Consider the following 18914-nt stretch of genomic DNA (forward strand, 5'->3'; position numbering starts at 1 on the left):
TTGCGATAACATATAGAAAACTTTCAAACAAACTGCAATCAGGCACTACCTAGAACAGACCGACAATCTTACCATTATTGTCAATGTCCATTTTTTCTGCGGAAGGTTGCTTCGGCAATCCAGGCATGGTCATAATTTCGCCGGTAATAGCTACCAGGAAACCAGCCCCTGCCGCTACTCTTACTTCCCGCACAGTAATCCGGAAACCGGTAGGACGTCCTAGTTTAGTCATATCATCACTAAGCGAGTACTGGGTCTTGGCCATGCAAATAGGGGTTTTATCGAAGCCAAGAGCAGTAAGCTCCTGAATCGTCTTTTCGGCCGCAGGAGTGTAATTTACCCCGTCAGCGCCGTAAATTTTGGTAGCAATAGCCGCAATCTTATCTTTAATCGGCGCCTGTTCATCATAAAGGAAGTTGAAGTTGCCGGGCTTCTCGCAAGCGGCCAGAACTTTTTCGGCCAGGACTTGCCCACCGGCGCTGCCTTTTGCCCATACCTCAGACAGGGCCACTTCAGCACCCATTGCGTTACATTTTTCTTCAACAAATTTCAACTCATTTGCCGTATCAGTCGGGAAGGCGTTAATGGCAACAACCGCAGGCAGGCCAAATTGTTGAATATTTTCGATATGTTTGGTAAGATTGGCCAGTCCTTTTTCCAGCGCGGCCATATTTTCTCCAACCAGTTCGCTTTTCGGCACACCACCGTGCATCTTAAGGGCCCGAACAGTAGCAACAATAACTACTGCGCTTGGCTTAAAACCGGCAAAACGGCATTTGATGTCAAGAAATTTCTCGGCACCCAGGTCAGCGCCGAAACCCGCTTCGGTTACGCAGTAATCAGCCAATTTAAGGGCATATTTGGTAGCAGACACGCTGTTACAGCCATGAGCAATATTGGCAAACGGGCCACCGTGAACGAAAGCAGGAGTGTTTTCCAGCGTTTGCACAAGATTGGGTTTAATGGCGTCTTTAAACAGCAGGGTTAAAGCACCGGTAACTTTTAAATCTGCCGGAGTCACAGGCTTTCCCTCATAGGTATAGCCGACAATAATCCTGCCGATACGTTCTTTCATATCGTCAAGGTCTTTGGCCAGGCAGAGTATCGCCATCATTTCCGAAGCTACAGTAATGTCAAACCCGGTTTCCCGCGGCACACCGTTAGCTTTGCCGCCAAGCCCGCATACCACAAATCTCAGCGCCCGCTCGTTGAGGTCAAGGACGCGGCGCCAGGTAATACGGCGGGGATCGATACCAAGGGCATTGCCATGGTGGAGGTGATTATCAATAATAGCTGCCAGGAGATTGTGGGCAGTAGTAATGGCATGAAAATCACCGGTAAAATGGAGATTAATGTCTTCCATAGGAACAACCTGTGAGTAACCGCCACCGGCGGCGCCGCCTTTAACGCCAAAACAAGGACCAAGAGACGGTTCCCGCAGGGCGATGACCACTTTTTTACCTTTGCGCCGCAACGAGTCGCCAAGTCCGACAGTAGTTGTTGTTTTGCCCTCGCCTGCCGGTGTGGGATTAATGGCGGTGACTAAAATTAGTTTTCCATCAGGCTGATCCTTAATCCGTTCCCAGGTTTTAAGTGAAACCTTAGCTTTGTAATTGCCATACAGCTCAAGTTCTTCAGCAGGAATATCGAGTTCTTGGGCGACCTCCACAATCCGGCTCATTTTCGCTTCTTGGGCAATTTCAACATCACTTTTCATAATTGCTACTACCTCCACTATGTAAGAATATTTTAAAACAGGTTTTCCGGTTAAGCATTATCCTCTGCCCGGGCTATTTCTGTATTCGAGCCGTGGATTCCGCATACCGGACACACCCATGTCTGCACTTTTAGCAGTACCTCTTTGTCATGGAAAGAATACTTCAAGAATGTATACTTTGAAGTCAACTCATCATGTTCACACCATAGAGACATATTCATAGTTAAGCCTCCTTCTCAAACGGCAGTTGTAATCCCTGGCGCCCTAATCCCTTACTAAAACCGGCTTACCAAGTATTGCTTATAGTTTATATCTTATATCAAAACTCATTAAATTCGCATAAAATTCACAACTATATGTATTAAAAAATAATTAAAAAAACAGCATTTTCTATCGAAAATGCTGTCTTTCCTCACTATCGGAAATCATATATCCTAACCCAGGATAGGTTACGATGAAACTTCCATCAAAATCCATGTTCTTTATTTTTTGCCGTATACGGGCTACGGCTACCCTTAGATACCCGACCTCATCACGATATTCGTTTCCCCATACATCGCTAAGGAGTTGTTCATGGGTTAGGACTTTACCCGCATTTAACATTAGCAGGGAAAACAATTTATACTCGGTTTCGGTAAGCTTTAACTCCCGGTTTCCGATCCAGATTCGCTGCTGGGCCAGGTTAATAGTTACCTCGCCGTTTTTTATTTCGGTTGTAGTATGATTATGATTTAGCCGGGTATCGAACCGCCGTAAAACAGCCTTAACTCTGGCAAACAGCTCATCTAAAGAAAACGGTTTTGTGAGATAATCATCTGCCCCCAGATTCAGCCCGTGCACTTTATCATTGGAGTCACCGCGCGCCGTTAAGATAATCACCGGTACATTGGAAAATGTCCGCAGTCTCTTTAGCACCTCAAAACCGTCCAGACCCGGCATCATAATATCTAATAAAACAAGGTCAGGGTCCAATGATTCAAATTTCTCCAGTGCTTCCGACCCGTTCAACAAGGTATAGGGTTCATAATCCAAAGACTTAAGATTAGCCGAAATAAACCGCGATATTTTAGGTTCATCATCAACAATTAATATCTTATATTTTTTCATACTTATCACCAACATACTTGTATCTGGGTATGGAAACGGTAAAAACACTGCCGTTGCCTTCAATACTTTCGGCCCGGATGCTGCCGCCGTGAGCTTCAATAATACCTTTACAAATAGCCAAACCTAAGCCGGTTCCGCCGGTCCGCCTGACCCAACCGGCATCAACGCAGTAAAAACGGTCAAACACTTTATCCAAATGCTCGGCACTTATACCTATACCGTTATCTTCCACCGCAATGTGTACATATTTTTCATCAATATCAGCGGTTATTTTTATATGCGGGGTACGGTCATTATAACGGATAGCATTGGTGAGGAGATTGGCCACTACTTGTTCTAAACGGACCCGGTCGCCAAATATCAGCGGCAGGTTTTCGTTTACAGTGCTTTCTATGATTACACCGTTCCCAAAGTGCTTAGGAAGCTTTCTAATTGCACTGTCAACCACTATACTCGGACGTAGCGGTTCCCGTTTTAAACCGATTGCTTTGGCATCGATCCGGGACAAGTCTAACCAGTCATTAACTAATTCCTTAATTCGCTCAATATCTTCATGGATTCCGGTTAACAGTTCCCGCTTAAATTCTTCATCCCAGTGCGTATCGTGGCGTAAAAGTGTTTCAACACTGCCTTTGATACTGGTAATCGGCGTTTTGAATTCATGGGAGACAAGGGAGATCAAATCACTTTTTAGTCTGTCGACTTCTTGTTCCTTCGTAATATCCCGCCAAAGGTATCCTTTACCAATGGTATTATTCTTGTCATCGGTAACAGGAAAAGCAGAAAGGACCTTGAACCGTTCCTGATTATTCGCCAGTCTGATTTTTAACTTATAGGCGCCGTATTCTTGCCGAATCTGTTTAATGAATTCCTTGTCGGCGTTAAGGAGAATGCCGGAAACCGCATCAAATAACAAATCTTCGGACAAACCGCGCAGTTTTTCTCTAGATGTTCCCAGCATTTCCGCCATACGTCCGTTTACATATACCACCTCCCGCTTATTATCAATGATGGTAATTGCATCATACATGCTTTCCAGTACTGCTTTGACCACAGCATGATTTTGCTGGAGTGTCCGCGATAATATTTCATTCTGAAAGATGATCCCGGCAGAATGGGACAACATTTCCAAAAATCTCCTGTCAGCCTCGGTAAGCGGGGAGTTAGACACCACAAAGTGCCCAAACGTGGTTTTACCTGAGCGGATTGGCTTAACATAATACCTGTGCGCATTCTCACGGACGGCATCATGGTCATAATCATCGTTGCCCGGAACGTCTTCATAAGGCCCAAGTAAGGAAAATACCGGTTTGGTCAGATACATTTTTACTTTAACACCAGATACCTCGAAGAATTGTCTCAGACATCTCCCAATAACTTTAGCCCCGCCCGGGTAAGGCGTAATCGGCGTGATCAGCTGGTTTAATATGGCAAGCTCACGGTTTATTCGCAATAAGCTTTTGGTTCGTTCTTCCACCCGTTGTTCCAGTTCAGTATTTAATTCCAGTAAAGCTTGTTGACCCTCTCTAATTGTCTTAGCCATATCAAAGAAATTTTTGGCCATAAATTGAAACTCACTGGGAGCAAACTTGGGAAAATTGACCGGCTGCGCCGCATAACCCTCGCCAATTACTTTCTGAATATATTCCACAAGAATCCTGATGGTACTGTTTATCCGCATTGCATGGATGTAGCCCAGCAAAAGAATGAGCAAGAACATGACGATTATTTCATATATCTGCCGTATCTGGAAAATACTGATGAAAACGACCGGGATCATGGCCATGACTACAAAGGCAATCCATAGGTGCAATTTTATCGATAAGTTTTTCATAGTTCCCCCCCCGTGCTTGCCCCGGCAGCTAAAAAATTAGATTGAAAGCCCCCTCACAGCTTATTGCCATAAGAGGGCTTCAAATTATTGTATATACATCTACGTATAGATTAATTGACTCATCCCTGCATTGTCAAGCTATTTGTTATATTTTACACTTTAGGGCAAATGCGCAAGAAGATTATCGCTATCGGTAGATGAGACCGCCCACTGCCTGTTTGTTTGCTATTTCTACTAACCAATTTATAAGGTCTTATCGTAAGAAGTTTTCAAATGTTGCTCTCTCGCATGCCTGTCAAGGGCCAATTGAATGAGTTTATCAATCAGCTCACCATAGGTTATGCCGCTGATTTCCCATAGTTTTGGATACATGCTTATTTTGGTGAAACCGGGAATTGTATTAATTTCGTTAACAATTGCCTTATTGTCTTTTGTAAGGAAGAAATCTACTCTGGCCATTCCTTCACAGCAAAGAACCTTGAAGGTCTTGACCGCCAGTTCCTGAATCATTTTCACGATATCATCAGGGAGCTTGGCCGGAATTTCCAGAATAGCTCCATTCTCATCTATATATTTTGCTTCATAGGAGTAAAACTCTTGTTGAGCGATAATCTCTCCTACACTTGAAGCAATTGGATTTTCATTACCCAAAACCGCGCACTCGACTTCCCGTCCTTCTACAAATTCTTCAATTAATACTTTAGTATCAAATTCGAACGCTTCTTGAACAGCCTTTATAAACTGTTGTTCGTTTTTTACCTTACTCACGCCGACAGAGGATCCCGCATTTGCCGGTTTTACGAACAGAGGCAGGCCCAGTTGCCGTGAAATTTCGTAAAAGTTAAAATTATCCCGGTCCCACTTATGACAAACCAAGAATTTAGCTATCGGAATTCCGGCATCTCTTAGGAGACGCTTGGTGACATCTTTGTCCATACCTACCGCCGACCCCAAAACGCCTGCGCCAACAAAAGGGATATTGGCCAGTTTTAGCAGGCCTTGCACCGTCCCGTCTTCACCATACGGGCCGTGCAATACCGGAAACACTACATCAATTGTGCCGCTTATGCTTCTGTCGGAAATACATAAAAGTTTTTGCCTTTCCTCCCCTGGCACAATAACAACATCTTTGTCTGTTGTATGTAACGCAATATACTTTGGATCATTGCTGTTCAGCAGAAACCGGGAACTGTCGTTTAAGTACCAGTGCCCTGTTTTGTCGATCCCAATTAAAGTAATATTATATTTTTCTTTATCGATTGCGTCGATAATGTTCTTTGCCGACTGTAGGGATACTTCATGCTCAGTCGACCTGCCGCCAAACAAAATTCCGACATTAATCTTCTTCAAAACACCCCAACTCCCTTAAATGTTTATCAACTTAGTTTATTTCCCCTTTTACTCATTTATCCCTGCTAATTACGGGACATTAGATTAACTTCTATGACGAATATGCTATAAATTTCAAAGTCGCTTCGGCCGCGCTGCCCAGCCCGCCGATATGGGCAACCATGACTGCGGGATTGATAAGTTTTTTTCAGTCAGCCGCATAGTTAAGCAAACCGGAAAAAGCAGTATCGGTGGGACCGGCAAAAAAGTTCAGGCAGCCGTCCCGCCCCAGGATTTGATCAGCCTGCTCTACTACCGTTCTTACGGAGGCATAAACATGGACATCGTCAAAGCCCGTGCCGCCGGTGAGATCTTTCAGATACCTGGGCACATCCCCGATGTCCCGGGTATTGACAAAAATAAGGTCAATACCCGCCTTTTTGGCTTCTGCCGGCGGAAAGATAACCTGAGCTCTGGCCAGCCTGTCTTCATTGACATCGGTAACCACAATCATTCCCGGCCGCCGGTCACAGTGCAGCGCATAATCGAGGCAGCCCCCAGCCCCATAGGCCCGGCCCCGGCTAAAATAGTTCCTGTAAATCACGGCGCACCGTAGATTCAGAAATGCCGAAACGTTGGCTAAGACTGGTTGCCGTTACAGGCTTACCTGATTTGACTAGTTGCAAAATCTCTGTTTTTCGTTCTTCGGCGAACATAAATTTCTCCAGTCACACTTTTACCCATTCTTACAAGCTATCGTTAAACGTTTACTCGATATTTTCATCAAGATAGGCAAACAAATCCTTCCCCGCTAACTACTGTCCCACCCCCGTTTATCCACGTATCCACGCGTCTTTAACCCTAAAACCGACTTTTTCCCCTGGGGCCGGTTGTTGACCGGCGGCTTGGCACACCGTCAGGCAAACTCCGTGCCAGTCGATAGCATAGTAAGTACTGGCACCCATAAAGTTAGCATTTGACTACTCAGTCACTTTAGAGATATAATCAAATTATAGTAGCAATATTAAATTTAATGCGGAGGGGTTTTAACATGAAAAAACGGCTTTTGGTTGGCACATTGCTTGTTTCGCTGCTGGCAGTTATCGCGGTTCCCGCATCGCAGGCTTTTAATTTCGGAGATATTTTTAAAGTCGGCGGCATATCGATTCTCATAGATAAATTTTCAACACCTCTTAACGATTTCATAAACCAGTTAACATTTAAACATGGGGCGGGGAGTGAATACGCCACTAAGGTAGTTCCTATCCTTTCCGTTGGCAATCACGGTTACATAGGAGCCGCCCAGGTTACGGGATCGCAGGATTTAGTTGATAAAACCCAAGCAGTTATCCAAATCGAAGGCAACTTTCACGGCAATGACTTTCGGGTTAAAGCCCTGGTGCCTATTGACAGCACCAACCCCATAAACTTTAGCCGGGTACAAGGTGTTGGTGTATCCGCCATTATTGACGTCAAAATATAGATAGCACGTAATTAACTTAATCAGCTGGGTGCGAAAAAGAAATTTCAGCTTACGGGTGATGCTATGCTTGTTTTTTTAGTTTTACCCATGGTGTCGTAAAAAAAATACCGCCTGTCTATCGACAGGTGGTATTTTATATTCCGTTGATCTTTATAACTAAACCAGTTTGAATTTAGCTACCGCATCCTGCAGTTCGCCAGCTACCTGGTTAAGCGAATTGGCATTGGCAGCGATTTCTTCAACAGAGGCGTTGACTTCTTCGGCACTGGCTGCGGTTGTTTCGGTTGCGGCGGCTGATTGTTCGGTCACGGCAGCCACATTTTGCACCGCTTCTTTCAAAGACGCAGAAGCCTGGGCCTGCCGGTCAGCAAGCTGGGCAACGACAGCAACTTTATTAATTGTGGCGGAAATATGCCCGTTGATATCATTGAAGCTGGTGTTGGCTTCAAGAATAGTAGTAACTCCGTTGGCAACCGCTGTAGTTGTTTTGCCGGATTCACTTACTACTTTGTCGATGTCATTAAGCATCTCGTGAATAATGGCGCCAATCTGCGCGGAGGCCTGGCCTGACTGTTCCGCGAGTTTTCGCACTTCCTCGGCCACAACAGCAAAGCCGCGACCGTGCTCCCCAGCCCTGGCGGCTTCTATGGCAGCATTAAGTGCCAGCAGGTTGGTCTGCCCGGCAATAGCATTGATCATTTCCACTATTTCCCTGACTTGCTGGGATTTTGTACTGAGATTACCAGCCAGGTTGGCATTGGTTTGAGTGGTATCGGCAATACCTTGAATAACTTCTGTTGCCCGATTAATGGCTGTCTGACCTTTTTCCGCAGCAGTCCCGATAGCTTGGGCGTTTTGGTTTAATACTTGCATTTCCCGGGACACCGAGCTGGCAAGTTCACTGAGTTCAGCTGTTCGATTAGCGGCATCTTGTACCATTCGTCCCGTTTCTTCCGCGCCTTTAGCTATTTCTGCCGCTGTCTGGGCAACCTGATTAACCGCCCGGCCCGCTTCATCGGTAGTAGCGGATAATTCTTCACTGGCTGAAGAGATTAACTGCGCATTGTTCTGCACAGTGCCGACAATGCTGCGCAGGCTCTGCACAGTCATGTTGATGACATTGGCCAACTGACCAATTTCATCCTGCGATTTATTATCGATGACCAGGGTGAGATCGCCTTGGCCTAAACGGGATACCTCCTTAGCCAGGGCAGTAAGCGGGCGAAACAACCTCCCAATAATAAACCATGAACCGACTCCGACGATAATCAAGGCGACAAGCAACACAAGTGCGCTGCTTTTGATGCCGGAATAAATTCCATTAAGCATTTCCATGTTGAGCGTTGAATCATGTCCGGACATTTGATATACGGTATACAGTTGTAAGGCGCTTACCAATATGGTGGTGACAAGCAAGGAGGAAAGCATAACCGCAATAATTTTATTTTTGATGCTCAAAACAGTTTGGCACCTCCAGTTAAATAAATTTTTTTCTCAAACCATACATAGTATTACTTCGATAGTTAGTGGCAATTACCTGCATAATTTTACAAAAAAAGTAGAGGTTATATTGTTATTTCCTAAAACTATATACTAGCCTTGAGGTGGTTTTAAATGCAAGGTAGCCCCGGGAGAGAAGCAGAAGTGAGATATATCATTTAAATAGTGACAAGACCTAAAAACCCCGGAAGCGTAATGCTTCCAGGGTTTTAACCTAATAATTTTATTTAGGCGGTTCTATTCCGGCTCCGGCCGCAGGTCATTTGTAATAACCAGACGCCACTGCCGCCTAATTCACTATTTACCGGTAACAGCAGAAATCATAGCTTTTACATTTTCGACTTTTGCATTCGGCGGTATGGAGCATCCCGAAGACAGAATGAATCCCGGGCCCATATCCTTAATTAAGCGTGTGCAGTAATTGTAAACCTCGTCTGGTGTACCAAGCGACAGCTTAACAGCAGGAACATCACCCTTGATACACATACGGTCGCCAACAACTTCTTTAACCTTGTAAATATCGGTCGCACCGTCTGTTTCAAATACGCATTTTCCCTTGGGAAATACGGTGAAGTAATTGAGGTCGCGTTCCCAGTTAGAATCAATATGAATGTCGGCAACAGCACCCTCTTCAATAATGACATCAACTGCCTGTTTAAGGTATTTCCAAACAAAACGCTCCCATAACTTAGGCGAAAAAAATTCACTGGCGCCCCGGGCCGGAGAAATAAACACGATCAAAGGTTTAACCGCCCGCATCTGCTGGCGTAAAATCTCAAGGTTTTCCTGCTGGATTACATCCAAGACAGCCTCGACTTTATCCGGCATTTTAAATAAATCCCGCATAAACTTAGGCATAGAACGGCCGCCGCCAAGATATTCGGTAATACTTGCAGTAACAAACGGCGAGTAAACGACATAACCGGCATCTTCGAAGTTCTTGACCAGTTTGGGTACATTAGCTAAATTTTCCAGGACGGAATCAAGCGGGTAATTAAGTCTATTGACAAGATAATCTCGCATAAAGGGGCCCCAGCCCTTATTCAGGATAGTATCATAATCCTCGGTAGTCATAACTTCCCTCTCATCAAGCTGCCACAAAGCATCGTCCGGCAGCTCGCGTCCGGGAAGCTTGACATGAGCCATAAAGATCAAGGGGAATACTGAAGCGGCGGCAAAAGGAGCGTTAATCCCGTCAGCATCGCCCAGTGCGATCAGTGACTTAAGCATGGTTTGATTGGCCATGTCAAAGCTTGAACAAAAATCTGACATCTTTACTCCCACGTGGTGGGCGCAAAATGCGTCCATCATGAGGATTAAGGGTGTTCTGTCAGGCTGCTCCAAGGCGATTGCCTTTTTCAACCTTGTTAGACGCTCTTGATAGAGTTCTTGATTTGTTTTCATTACTATCACTCCTAATCATTGTTATTTTGTCCGATACATGAAGCATGTATCACAACATACCTGTTAACAACTTACCGTTTGTTTAGAAAGTATATGTCAGTTGAGAAACAAGGTAGGTATTATCGGTTTTACCGTCATAGGATTTTAACGGATTGTATTTCACTTCTAAAACGCCATGAGGAAATATCGTTGTAGCTAAACCGTACTCAAATCCCTTGATATCATCAGCCCTGCCGCCGGCTGGGCCGAGGGTCTGGTTCCAGGTTGAGGTCAATATAGCATTTGAGTATGGGTCAAATCCCGGTTCAGCCTTTTTATACATGATCCACACCGCACTCGAACCGACTTGCTCAGAATTCACGTTTTTATATTTCAAGGAAACATAAAACGCCTTTTTCGAGTTGCTGTTACTGTTGTTGTCACCATACTCGCCGCTTAACGCCAAACCATTATCTGTTTTGTAAGTGGCGCCAACCGCAGATGTCTTATATGTTTCACTATGCTTGTCTTGCAAATAGGCGTAGGTAAAGTCCAAGTTCTTGTTGGCAGCATAAGCCACATCACCATAGTAGTACTGCAAAGGATATACGCTGGCAACTGCCGCCCTGACTTTTACTTCCTTACCAAAACCGACACGCACTCCATCTACATAAGGACTCCACAAAGTCAGACCTTTGCCCAGTAATTCTCCCATCCGGCCGGCACTGACTTCAGAGAACATGCCGACATTAGCAGCAGTTAAATAGCCGACATCTAACGAAGCATATGTATTACTAGGATGTGTTCCGGCAACGTTTTCCGCATACAGACTACCAATAAATTTCATATTTGGCGCCACATCAGCCATCATATTCAGGTCAACCCGGTGCCGGAAAAGCACTTTTTTATTTTTGATGCCTACTAACTCAGGCCGGGGATCATTAACTGCAAATTGACCGGGATTTTTTGTATAATCATACCGTTCAATAACCATGCCTGAGAAGGCAACTTTCGGGGCCTTATCCTCAAGATTTTTCACCCGGATCTCCATACGGTTCAGTTCGGCCGCAAACTCTGACGATAGCTTGTCAATGAGCTTTTTATCGGCGTCGCTGGCTTGGTCGTATCGTGATAATGCTTTGTCAATTAATACGGCGAATTCATAGCGGGTAAGCGGCTTATCGCCCCGGAACATACTATCCCCATAACCGTCAATTATACCATCCTTGCTGAGCTTGTTGATAGCTTCATAGGCCCAATGTTTCTCAGGAACATCGTTAAATGTACCGCCTGCGGCCAAAGCCACGTTGGAAAGACAAAAAACACTTAACACAATCAGAGCAATAAACGTTCTTCTCATCATTTTTCCCGCCTTCCCTAATACTTTTTATACCCGGAGTACTCAAGCAAAAAAGTGATTTGGCTATATACCTCCAACCCCATTTTGTATCGGTTCAGAAATTTTAATTGACTTAGCGGATATGAAACCTCTCGTGCACGTGATCAACATAATCCTAAGTCGTTTTTCAAGTCTGATATTAGTAGAATATGCCATCTTTGTCAAATTCGCAAAATCACGGGCAAGCATGCCCAAAAAACATAGGTAATTTATCTTGAACTACCTACCGTTTTGGAAACTGTTATATTATTATTATAAGTACATGGGTGTAGCGACTTGAGGAGGAGTACCGTGGATATCCATCATTTGCGTTCCTTTGTAATTGTTGCTCAATATTTGAGTTTTACTGAGGCCGCTAAGCGTCTGTTCATCGGCCAGTCGGCGCTAAGCAGACAAATTGCCGATCTTGAAGACGAGCTGGGCGTTGATTTGTTTATTCGCCACCACCGTTCACTTGAATTAACGGCAGCGGGTAAAACCTTATTAAAAGAAGGCAAAAACCTGATCAACCAGGTTGCCGAAGTTATTGAAAAAACCCGCCAAGCTCAGCAGGGAATACGCGGAAGCCTGAAAATCGGCTGTTTTGGGATTGAAAGTGCATTTCTACCCCAGGCTCTAAAAAGGTTCCGTTCTCTTTACCCTCAAATAAGTATAGATATTTGCGTACTTACCCTTAAAATGATAAAAGACGCTTTAGAACGGGAAGAATTAGATCTCGGCTTCACCGTATTTCTGGGAAATGAGTGTAAATCGAACGGATTTATGCGGCGGTTAATTCATAGAACTCCCTTATGTTTTCTCTTGCCTAATGGCCATCCCTACAGCGGCAAAACTTCTCTTGATATTTCGGCTTTAGCTCAAGATCCCTTCATTTTACTTTCCGAAGATGAGTGCCCGGAAGGATTTGACTGGTTCATGAATTTTTGCGAAAGTCGAGGATTTGTACCAAATATTATCAGTAAAACGACGCGGATGGAAAGCGTAATCTGGCAAATAGAGGCTGGTGTCGGTATTTCATTTATTTCTAGAGATCCCGCATTGTTTGGTTTAATTAACCATAATATTTGCTTAGTTGATATGGAGGGCGAAGATGCTTACAATAATATAACGGCTACCTGGAAAAGAGAACATCGCAACCCCGCAATCCCACTTTTTCTAAAAGTGCTTGAGAACCTACAACTACCAAACAACGCTAAAACTTGGCCAATGCCTAGCTGCAAACATGCTTAGTACCCGGAAGGTATTTTTGGCAAGAAAAAAACGAAACTCACGATTGCAAACAGCAAACGTGAGCTTTTGTTCTTTTTAATATTATTCTATTTGAGTGATATGCAACAGGCAGGCTCGTATCGTGTTTCATTGGTCTTCGCCCCAACGTTTGAAGCCGGCTATATCCAGCCCGAAGTTGCCCAGTATCTTGCCAACAATATGCCGGACCATGTCTGCTACTGTTGTCGCCTGATTGTAGAAGGTCAATACCGGCGGCAGAATTACAATGCCCAGTCTGGCCAAAGTCAGCATGTTGTTTAAATGAATGGGACTTAAGGGCGCTTCCCGGGTGACTAATACCAGTTTTCGCTGTTCCTTAATTGTTACATCAGCTGCCCGTGCTAACAAGTTATCGGCATGGCCGTTGGCAATTGCCGCCAGCGTTTTCATACTACATGGCACAACTACCATCCCGTCGGTTTTATATGTACCGCTGGCAATGGCACCGCCAATGTCTTGGGGAGAATAAACCTTGGTGGCCAGTTCCTGCACCTCTGCCAGAGAATAGTCTGTTTCACTTTTAATTGTATATTCAGCCGCAGAACTAATGACAACATGTGTTTCCCATTCCGGGAAATTTTTCATTTCCTGAAGAAGTTCTATGGCAATTGGCGCCCCGCTTGCGCCGCTGATGCCGACAACAAGACGTCGCGGCACCGCTGCTCTTTCAGAGCCGGTTGTGCGTATTAACATTTCTAATCCTCCATAGTACTTTCCACTTCTACTTTTCCTATATTACTACCCGCCCCCGAGAGGTGTCATAATAAAAAGTTCGTCCCCATCATGTAAAACAGTTTGCCACCCATCAAGCCCAGCGATATTGCGGCCATTGACAAAGATGAGCGTCTGCCTTAGAGCATGGTTATCACCAGGAAGCTTATCTGCCAATTCCCGGCCATAACGGACAATCAGTAGTTCCAGCACATCCGCTACTGTCGCCGGTCCTGTCAGTTCCAACTCCTGCCGGTAGCCGCCGATAATACGGGCGACCTCATACACGGCTTTGACAATAATGACAGCCACAAACCTAGTTCCCCTCTTTGGCCGCCGCTGCCTCAACTTCACCGGCCACAAAGGCTACCGCTTCATCTAATCCTAACTCAATAAGCTTTTCCGGTGTGGGCAGGCCGTCCTTAGTCCAGTCGCGCTCGGCATAGTACTCGTCAAGCATGGTGCTGAGTTCTTCCCGGCTTATATAGCTGCCCTTCGACCCGCCTGCAGCCAGCGGCTCGGTCATAATCCGTTCTGGCAAGGAGTCGTCATTCCGGCTAAAGCCCGCTCTGACATTATAGACCCGGGCAAGATTGTTAACCCGTTCTCCAACCTGATAAACTTCTTCCGGCGTAAACGCAAATCCGGTCACCGCCGTGAGCAATCTGGCACTATTCTCAGTTGCCGTCGCCGGTACAGCCATATCCAGTAGAAATGCGCACATAGTCGGGCAGTCGCAGGTGGCAGTCCGAACATCCTGATTCCATTTAGTCAGCCAGCCTTTTCCCTCAATAGCAAACCGGTCAACGGCTTTGGGTATAGGTATCCCAAATATTTCCTGAAAAGCATAGCCGCGATTGTGGTCAGCCCCGGTATATGCTGTAGCAAAGGCCAGACCATGCGCTTTCGCGCCGCGCACATCATAACCCGGCAATTCCAGTCCCTTAACATGCATGGCATACTTTTCACTGCCGCGGCCAATTTTCTTAGCTGCCAGCCTGACCCCGTCAGCCAGTACATCGCCAAAACCCTGACGGAAAGCCATCTGCTTTATCAGGGCCACCATCCCCTGGTGATTACCAAAATTAAGCTCTATGCCGCCGGTTTCCTCTTGGGTGATAATTCCTTTTTCATACAGTTCCATAGCAAAGCCCACCGTCACGCCGGCAGACATGGTGTCAAGCCCCAGCTCGTCGCAAAGCCGGTCGGCGGCAATGATACTGTCAATATTATCTACGCCTGTCTGTCCGCCAAAACAATACATTGATTCAAACTCAGGCACACTCATAGCCCCGGCATATGGGCCCTCACGCACCAGCTTCATCTGACTGCAGGCCACAGGACACATATAACAATGTTCGCGTCCGGTACGCCGGGAATTATTGGCGGCAATACCAAGTTCCTGTACAGGCTCCCACTGACCGGTAGCCGACCAGTTCTTGGCCGGAAAAATCCCCAAACCGCAGGTAGCCTCGACAACCATAGGCGTGCCCAAATTAGACATTTCGCTATACAAAACCGGGCTATCCTTCATTGACTTAAGCATTTCTTTTTTTGCTTCATTAAACGCGGTATTGTCGGCCACAGACACCGCCTTATTTCCCCGTACAGCCACAGCCTTAAGGTTTTTTGAACCCATAACAGCGCCCACACCTTTACGGCCGGCAGCCCGGCGTTCATTGATTATTGCGGCAATGCGCGATAAGTTTTCTCCTGCCGGGCCGATACAGGCAATCCGGTAGCCCTGATCGACCAGCTCACCTTTCAGGACTTCCTGGGTATCGAAAGTATTCATACCCCATAAATGCTCAGCCGAACGGAAGGCCACTTTGCCAGGTTGAATAGCAAGGTAGGTAGGCTTATCTGCTTTACCCTCAATAATTAGTACATCATACCCCGCAAACTTCAGCTCCACCGGGAAATAACCGCCGGTCAGACTCATGCCGACTGCTCCTGTCAGCGGCGATTTAGTGGTTATCGCCATGCGGCTGGCACAAGGAGTACTTGTGCCCGAAAGCGGGCCGGAAGCAAAAATCAATTTATTTTCAGGGGACAAAGCATCAATACCGGGATCTACTTCATCAAAAAGGTACTTTATGCCGAATCCGGCTCCACCGACAAACTTACGGGCTACTTCCCGGCTGAGAGTTTCTTCAGAAAACGTTTTTTCAGTCAGATTGACCCGCAGCACTTTACCTTGATAACCACCTGGAAAACTCATTACGACACCCTCCTTATATTATTAGATATTTGGAGTTACTTGTTTACAAGCGGCGGAATGGGTACAGGAATAAGCAAGTCTCCCAAGTCAACGTCAGCTAACTGAAATGCCTTATCTCTTTTTTCCGGGTTAATTACCTCCTCTTCTTCCGAACTACGCCAGCTAAAATTGCAGCGGCGGCAATAGGCTACCGTCCAGGCATTGCTGCCATCCGGAGCATGGGCTACAATATCGGCGGTGTCACATAAACAGCGCGCACACTTCATTGTTGAACCTCCCTTACATTGGCATTATTCAGCGTACCTGTTTTTGCAGATTGTTAATCATTTCCTGATAATAGGCGGCTTTATCAACTTTTTCAAGCATATGGACCTCACGTAAAGTTTCATCCGGGGCTACAGGGGTTGTGGCGTCAATAATAACCTTCCCGCCCATCCCCGGTGGTTCGGAAGCCGGGTCCAAAGGCATTCCCGGTGTATTGGCAATTACTATTACGTCTTTACTGGGGCGAACGCGGGTTGACAGGGCCCACATGACCTGTGCCATATTAAACGGGTCAACATCGGCATCAACTAATATAATGTTTTTACAATAAGATATACCGTGCGGGGTGGAGGCTAAACGGAAAGCAACAGACTTGGCATAGCCTCCAAACCGGTTGCCTGTGGCGACAATGGCGGTAAGCCCATGCTGGTACATTGCGTTTACCGCCGTCACTTCCGGTATGGTGTCTTTCAACTGACGATAAAGCGGGATGGAGGTGTTTAGGCCGACAATAGTATCATGCTCAGTCCAGGATTTACCGATATACAGATTTTCAAAAATTGGGTCATTACGATGAGTTACAGCTTTAACCTTAATTCTCACTTGATTGCGAACCCCTGAATAGCTGCCGGGGAACTCGCCAAATGGACCTTCCGGGTATCTTTCCCGGGGAAGTATTTCTCCCTCAATGACATATTCGGTTCCGGCCGGGACATCCAAATCGCAAGTTACGCATTTGGTAAGCTCCAGGGGAATACCATTAAGTGCTGCGGCAAATTTATATTCTGACTGGTCATAAGCCAGCGGTGTGCTCGCAGCAAAGGACAGTACCGGATCCACCCCTAAACATACGGCTACAGGCAGCGGTTGATTTCTTTCCTCAGCCTTGCGCAAGTGGGTGGCAAGGTCATGAAAGACTAACGCCTGCATGCCCAAAGTATCCGGCCCTTGCACTTGTACCCGGTAGGTACCTACATTCAATTTATCAATATTGTCCGGATCATCAATATCTTTGCTAATTACCGAGGCTTTGGAAAAATAAAAGCCGCCGTCATTTTTATTAATACGAAACAATGGTAATATTTCATATAGGTTAATATTTTCTGTAATTATATTCTCTTGACAGGGGGCGTTTTCAGTCCATATTAAGTCTCCCGGATAGTTATCCCAGCGGGTTTCTATTTTATAAAATTGATCCTTAATCGAAGTATTGGCCGGAAGATTGAACATTAACGCATGATTAGTCCATGAACCATGAACGTTTAATACCACTTTTTTTCCTTTATAGCCTTTGATATTGTCAACTATTACTGCCGGACCGGTTTCCCCAATATCAGCGGCTGCACGGCCAATTGCCCTGATATCCGGCTCAGGCAGTACTTCCTCAGTTATTCGCACCAACTGCCCTTCCTCTGCCAGCCTAGCCAGAAACTGGCGCAAATCTGCATATGCCATGCACTTGCCTCCCTTAAAATTTGTTAACCTCAACCGATATACATACACTTGCAATTGTCAAAATTCACAATTTACTATACATATCAATTATATACTTGTTATATAATTCCGTCAAGAAAATATTGGAATAGATAGGAAACATTTGTTTATCGATATTATCAGGTAAAATAGTCGCTAAAACTATTGGACATTACCCGGCAAATCTATATATAATTAACATGTACTATAAAGCTGGGAGGATCTATGAAACTTCGGCATCAGAACTCAATTGGCTTTATTATCCACCATACTGATTTGAAGGTATCGCATTTACTTTCCGCGCGCTTCAGGGCATATGACATTACGCCAGAGCAGTGGTTTTTATTGAATCGCTTAGCAGAGCAAGACGGCATCAATCAAAAAGAGTTGTCAGAACGGGCTGGAAAGAACCAGACAATCATCACCAGAATGATCGATATCCTCGAACGTAAGGGGTTTATTACTAAACAAACAGATTCTCAAGATAGGCGGGCCTTTTTAATCTACCTCACCGATAAAGGCAGAAGTATTCAGGATGAGCTGGCAGTCTTGGAGGAAGAAGCGATAGAGAATGCGCTACAGGGCATTCCCGCTGAAGACGTGGCAAAATTTAGAGAGACGCTCTTACAGATTTACGAGAATATCACCGCTATTATTCGTGAAACTAAATCATGAAGCCGATTAAGTCTAAATTGAAGCTAACGACGGCGTCCAACAGATTCATCTCAATAATCGCTGATGAGTCCGCGCTTCACTTGCTCCTTTAAACAGTACACCATGTGGTAAAACTACGCCCATGCGGCCATTTTCCGCCAACGAATGCAACATATGTTGCACAAAAGCATAATCCCCCTTACCGGACGGCGGAACTCCCTACTCAAAAATGCTCCTAAATATACTTCTACAGCAACTTTCTGACTCCTTCGAAATAAAATAAAGGCCTAAACCCAGATTCAAAACGGGGTTAGGCCTTTATTAGCATATCATCCATTGGGCCGGCAAAAGCTACAGAGCTATTAGCATGCCAACTTACCGACCTTCCGATTGATGAAGATTTTCGCTTGATAATTTACATTAATAATTAATGTCCTAAAAGGGAATATTTTTAATGTTTGCGATTTCGCAGCATCGCATGGCAATAAATCCCTAATCACTTTTCAAGCGCTGATTTTCTTCGGGAGGACTATGATACTAAACACTGAACAACTCCGCCAAAAAGCTCAT

18 protein-coding genes and 1 pseudogene are annotated in these 18914 nt (G+C 45.3%); 3 read left to right on the forward strand and 16 right to left on the reverse strand.

Annotated elements, in window-relative coordinates:
* Window positions 1-49: 49 nt before the first annotated feature.
* The 7 genes from SCACP_RS18500 to SCACP_RS18530 form a co-directional block, all read right to left on the reverse strand.
* Complete coding sequence (locus tag SCACP_RS18500) at window positions 50-1717, reverse strand: formate--tetrahydrofolate ligase (RefSeq protein WP_425058975.1); 1668 nt, start codon at window positions 1715-1717, stop codon at window positions 50-52.
* A gap of 50 nt (window positions 1718-1767) precedes the next feature.
* On the reverse strand, window positions 1768-1938 hold the full coding sequence (locus SCACP_RS18505; RefSeq protein WP_425058976.1) for a hypothetical protein: 171 nt from the start codon (window positions 1936-1938) through the stop codon (window positions 1768-1770).
* A 169-nt stretch (window positions 1939-2107) separates the two neighbouring features.
* Window positions 2108-2824 carry a response regulator transcription factor gene (locus tag SCACP_RS18510; protein ID WP_425058977.1) on the reverse strand — a complete coding sequence of 239 codons (717 nt, stop codon included), beginning with the start codon at window positions 2822-2824 and terminating at the stop codon, window positions 2108-2110.
* On the reverse strand, window positions 2811-4658 hold the full coding sequence (locus tag SCACP_RS18515; RefSeq protein ID WP_425058978.1) for an ATP-binding protein: 1848 nt from the start codon (window positions 4656-4658) through the stop codon (window positions 2811-2813). Before SCACP_RS18515 ends, SCACP_RS18510 begins: the two co-directional genes overlap by 14 nt.
* A gap of 243 nt (window positions 4659-4901) precedes the next feature.
* Entirely contained in the window at window positions 4902-6008 is a 1107-nt protein-coding gene (gene ddlA / locus SCACP_RS18520) for a D-alanine--D-alanine ligase (RefSeq protein ID WP_425058979.1), read from the reverse strand.
* A gap of 187 nt (window positions 6009-6195) precedes the next feature.
* Window positions 6196-6591, reverse strand: a complete 396-nt coding sequence (locus tag SCACP_RS18525; RefSeq protein ID WP_425058980.1) for a zinc-binding dehydrogenase — start codon at window positions 6589-6591, stop codon at window positions 6196-6198.
* The gene (locus SCACP_RS18530; protein ID WP_425058981.1) at window positions 6569-6703 is read right to left on the reverse strand and encodes a DeoR family transcriptional regulator; all 135 of its coding nucleotides are present in this window, start codon (window positions 6701-6703) and stop codon (window positions 6569-6571) included. Before SCACP_RS18530 ends, SCACP_RS18525 begins: the two co-directional genes overlap by 23 nt.
* 335 nt (window positions 6704-7038) lie before the next feature.
* On the opposite strand from SCACP_RS18530, the gene SCACP_RS18535 reads away from it, so the two are divergent.
* Window positions 7039-7470, forward strand: coding sequence for a hypothetical protein (locus SCACP_RS18535; RefSeq protein WP_425058982.1), 432 nt, complete (start codon window positions 7039-7041; stop codon window positions 7468-7470).
* A 156-nt stretch (window positions 7471-7626) separates the two neighbouring features.
* On the opposite strand, the gene SCACP_RS18540 is transcribed toward SCACP_RS18535, so the two are convergent.
* The 3 genes from SCACP_RS18540 to SCACP_RS18550 form a co-directional block, all read right to left on the reverse strand.
* Complete coding sequence (locus SCACP_RS18540; RefSeq protein ID WP_425058983.1) at window positions 7627-8928, reverse strand: methyl-accepting chemotaxis protein; 1302 nt, start codon at window positions 8926-8928, stop codon at window positions 7627-7629.
* 339 nt (window positions 8929-9267) lie between these two features.
* On the reverse strand, window positions 9268-10374 hold the full coding sequence (locus tag SCACP_RS18545) for a uroporphyrinogen decarboxylase family protein (protein WP_425058984.1): 1107 nt from the start codon (window positions 10372-10374) through the stop codon (window positions 9268-9270).
* 82 nt (window positions 10375-10456) lie between these two features.
* Window positions 10457-11716 (reverse strand): S-layer homology domain-containing protein, encoded by a 1260-nt coding sequence (locus SCACP_RS18550; RefSeq protein WP_425058985.1) that lies wholly within the window; start codon window positions 11714-11716, stop codon window positions 10457-10459.
* Window positions 11717-12043: 327 nt separating this feature from the next.
* Between SCACP_RS18550 and SCACP_RS18555 the strand changes: the two genes are divergently transcribed.
* Entirely contained in the window at window positions 12044-12982 is a 939-nt protein-coding gene (locus SCACP_RS18555) for a LysR family transcriptional regulator (RefSeq protein ID WP_425058986.1), read from the forward strand.
* Window positions 12983-13108: 126 nt separating this feature from the next.
* On the opposite strand, the gene SCACP_RS18560 is transcribed toward SCACP_RS18555, so the two are convergent.
* The 5 genes from SCACP_RS18560 to SCACP_RS18580 are packed head-to-tail and all read right to left on the reverse strand — an operon-like array spanning window position 13109 to window position 17672.
* On the reverse strand, window positions 13109-13714 hold the full coding sequence (locus SCACP_RS18560; protein ID WP_425058987.1) for a UbiX family flavin prenyltransferase: 606 nt from the start codon (window positions 13712-13714) through the stop codon (window positions 13109-13111).
* Between the two features lie 45 nt (window positions 13715-13759).
* Window positions 13760-14044: a MoaD/ThiS family protein gene (locus SCACP_RS18565; RefSeq protein WP_425058988.1), complete on the reverse strand. Its 285-nt coding sequence runs from the start codon at window positions 14042-14044 to the stop codon at window positions 13760-13762.
* A 4-nt stretch (window positions 14045-14048) separates the two neighbouring features.
* Window positions 14049-15953, reverse strand: coding sequence for an aldehyde ferredoxin oxidoreductase family protein (locus tag SCACP_RS18570; RefSeq protein WP_425058989.1), 1905 nt, complete (start codon window positions 15951-15953; stop codon window positions 14049-14051).
* Between the two features lie 35 nt (window positions 15954-15988).
* Window positions 15989-16219 (reverse strand): non-oxidative hydroxyarylic acid decarboxylases subunit D, encoded by a 231-nt coding sequence (locus tag SCACP_RS18575; protein WP_425058990.1) that lies wholly within the window; start codon window positions 16217-16219, stop codon window positions 15989-15991.
* 28 nt (window positions 16220-16247) lie between these two features.
* A complete protein-coding gene (locus SCACP_RS18580; protein WP_425058991.1) occupies window positions 16248-17672 on the reverse strand; it encodes a non-oxidative hydroxyarylic acid decarboxylases subunit C in 1425 nt (474 codons plus the stop codon).
* Between the two features lie 243 nt (window positions 17673-17915).
* On the opposite strand from SCACP_RS18580, the gene SCACP_RS18585 reads away from it, so the two are divergent.
* Window positions 17916-18365, forward strand: a complete 450-nt coding sequence (locus tag SCACP_RS18585; RefSeq protein WP_425058992.1) for a MarR family winged helix-turn-helix transcriptional regulator — start codon at window positions 17916-17918, stop codon at window positions 18363-18365.
* A 45-nt stretch (window positions 18366-18410) separates the two neighbouring features.
* Here SCACP_RS18585 and SCACP_RS18590 read toward each other — a convergent pair.
* Window positions 18411-18548, reverse strand: a pseudogene (locus tag SCACP_RS18590) (N-6 DNA methylase); the annotation flags it as partial.
* Window positions 18549-18914 lie beyond the last annotated feature (366 nt).

Source organism: Sporomusaceae bacterium ACPt (genome assembly GCA_041428575.1).
In the GTDB taxonomy this organism is placed as follows: Bacteria; Bacillota; Negativicutes; order Sporomusales; family Sporomusaceae; genus Sporomusa_D; species Sporomusa_D carbonis.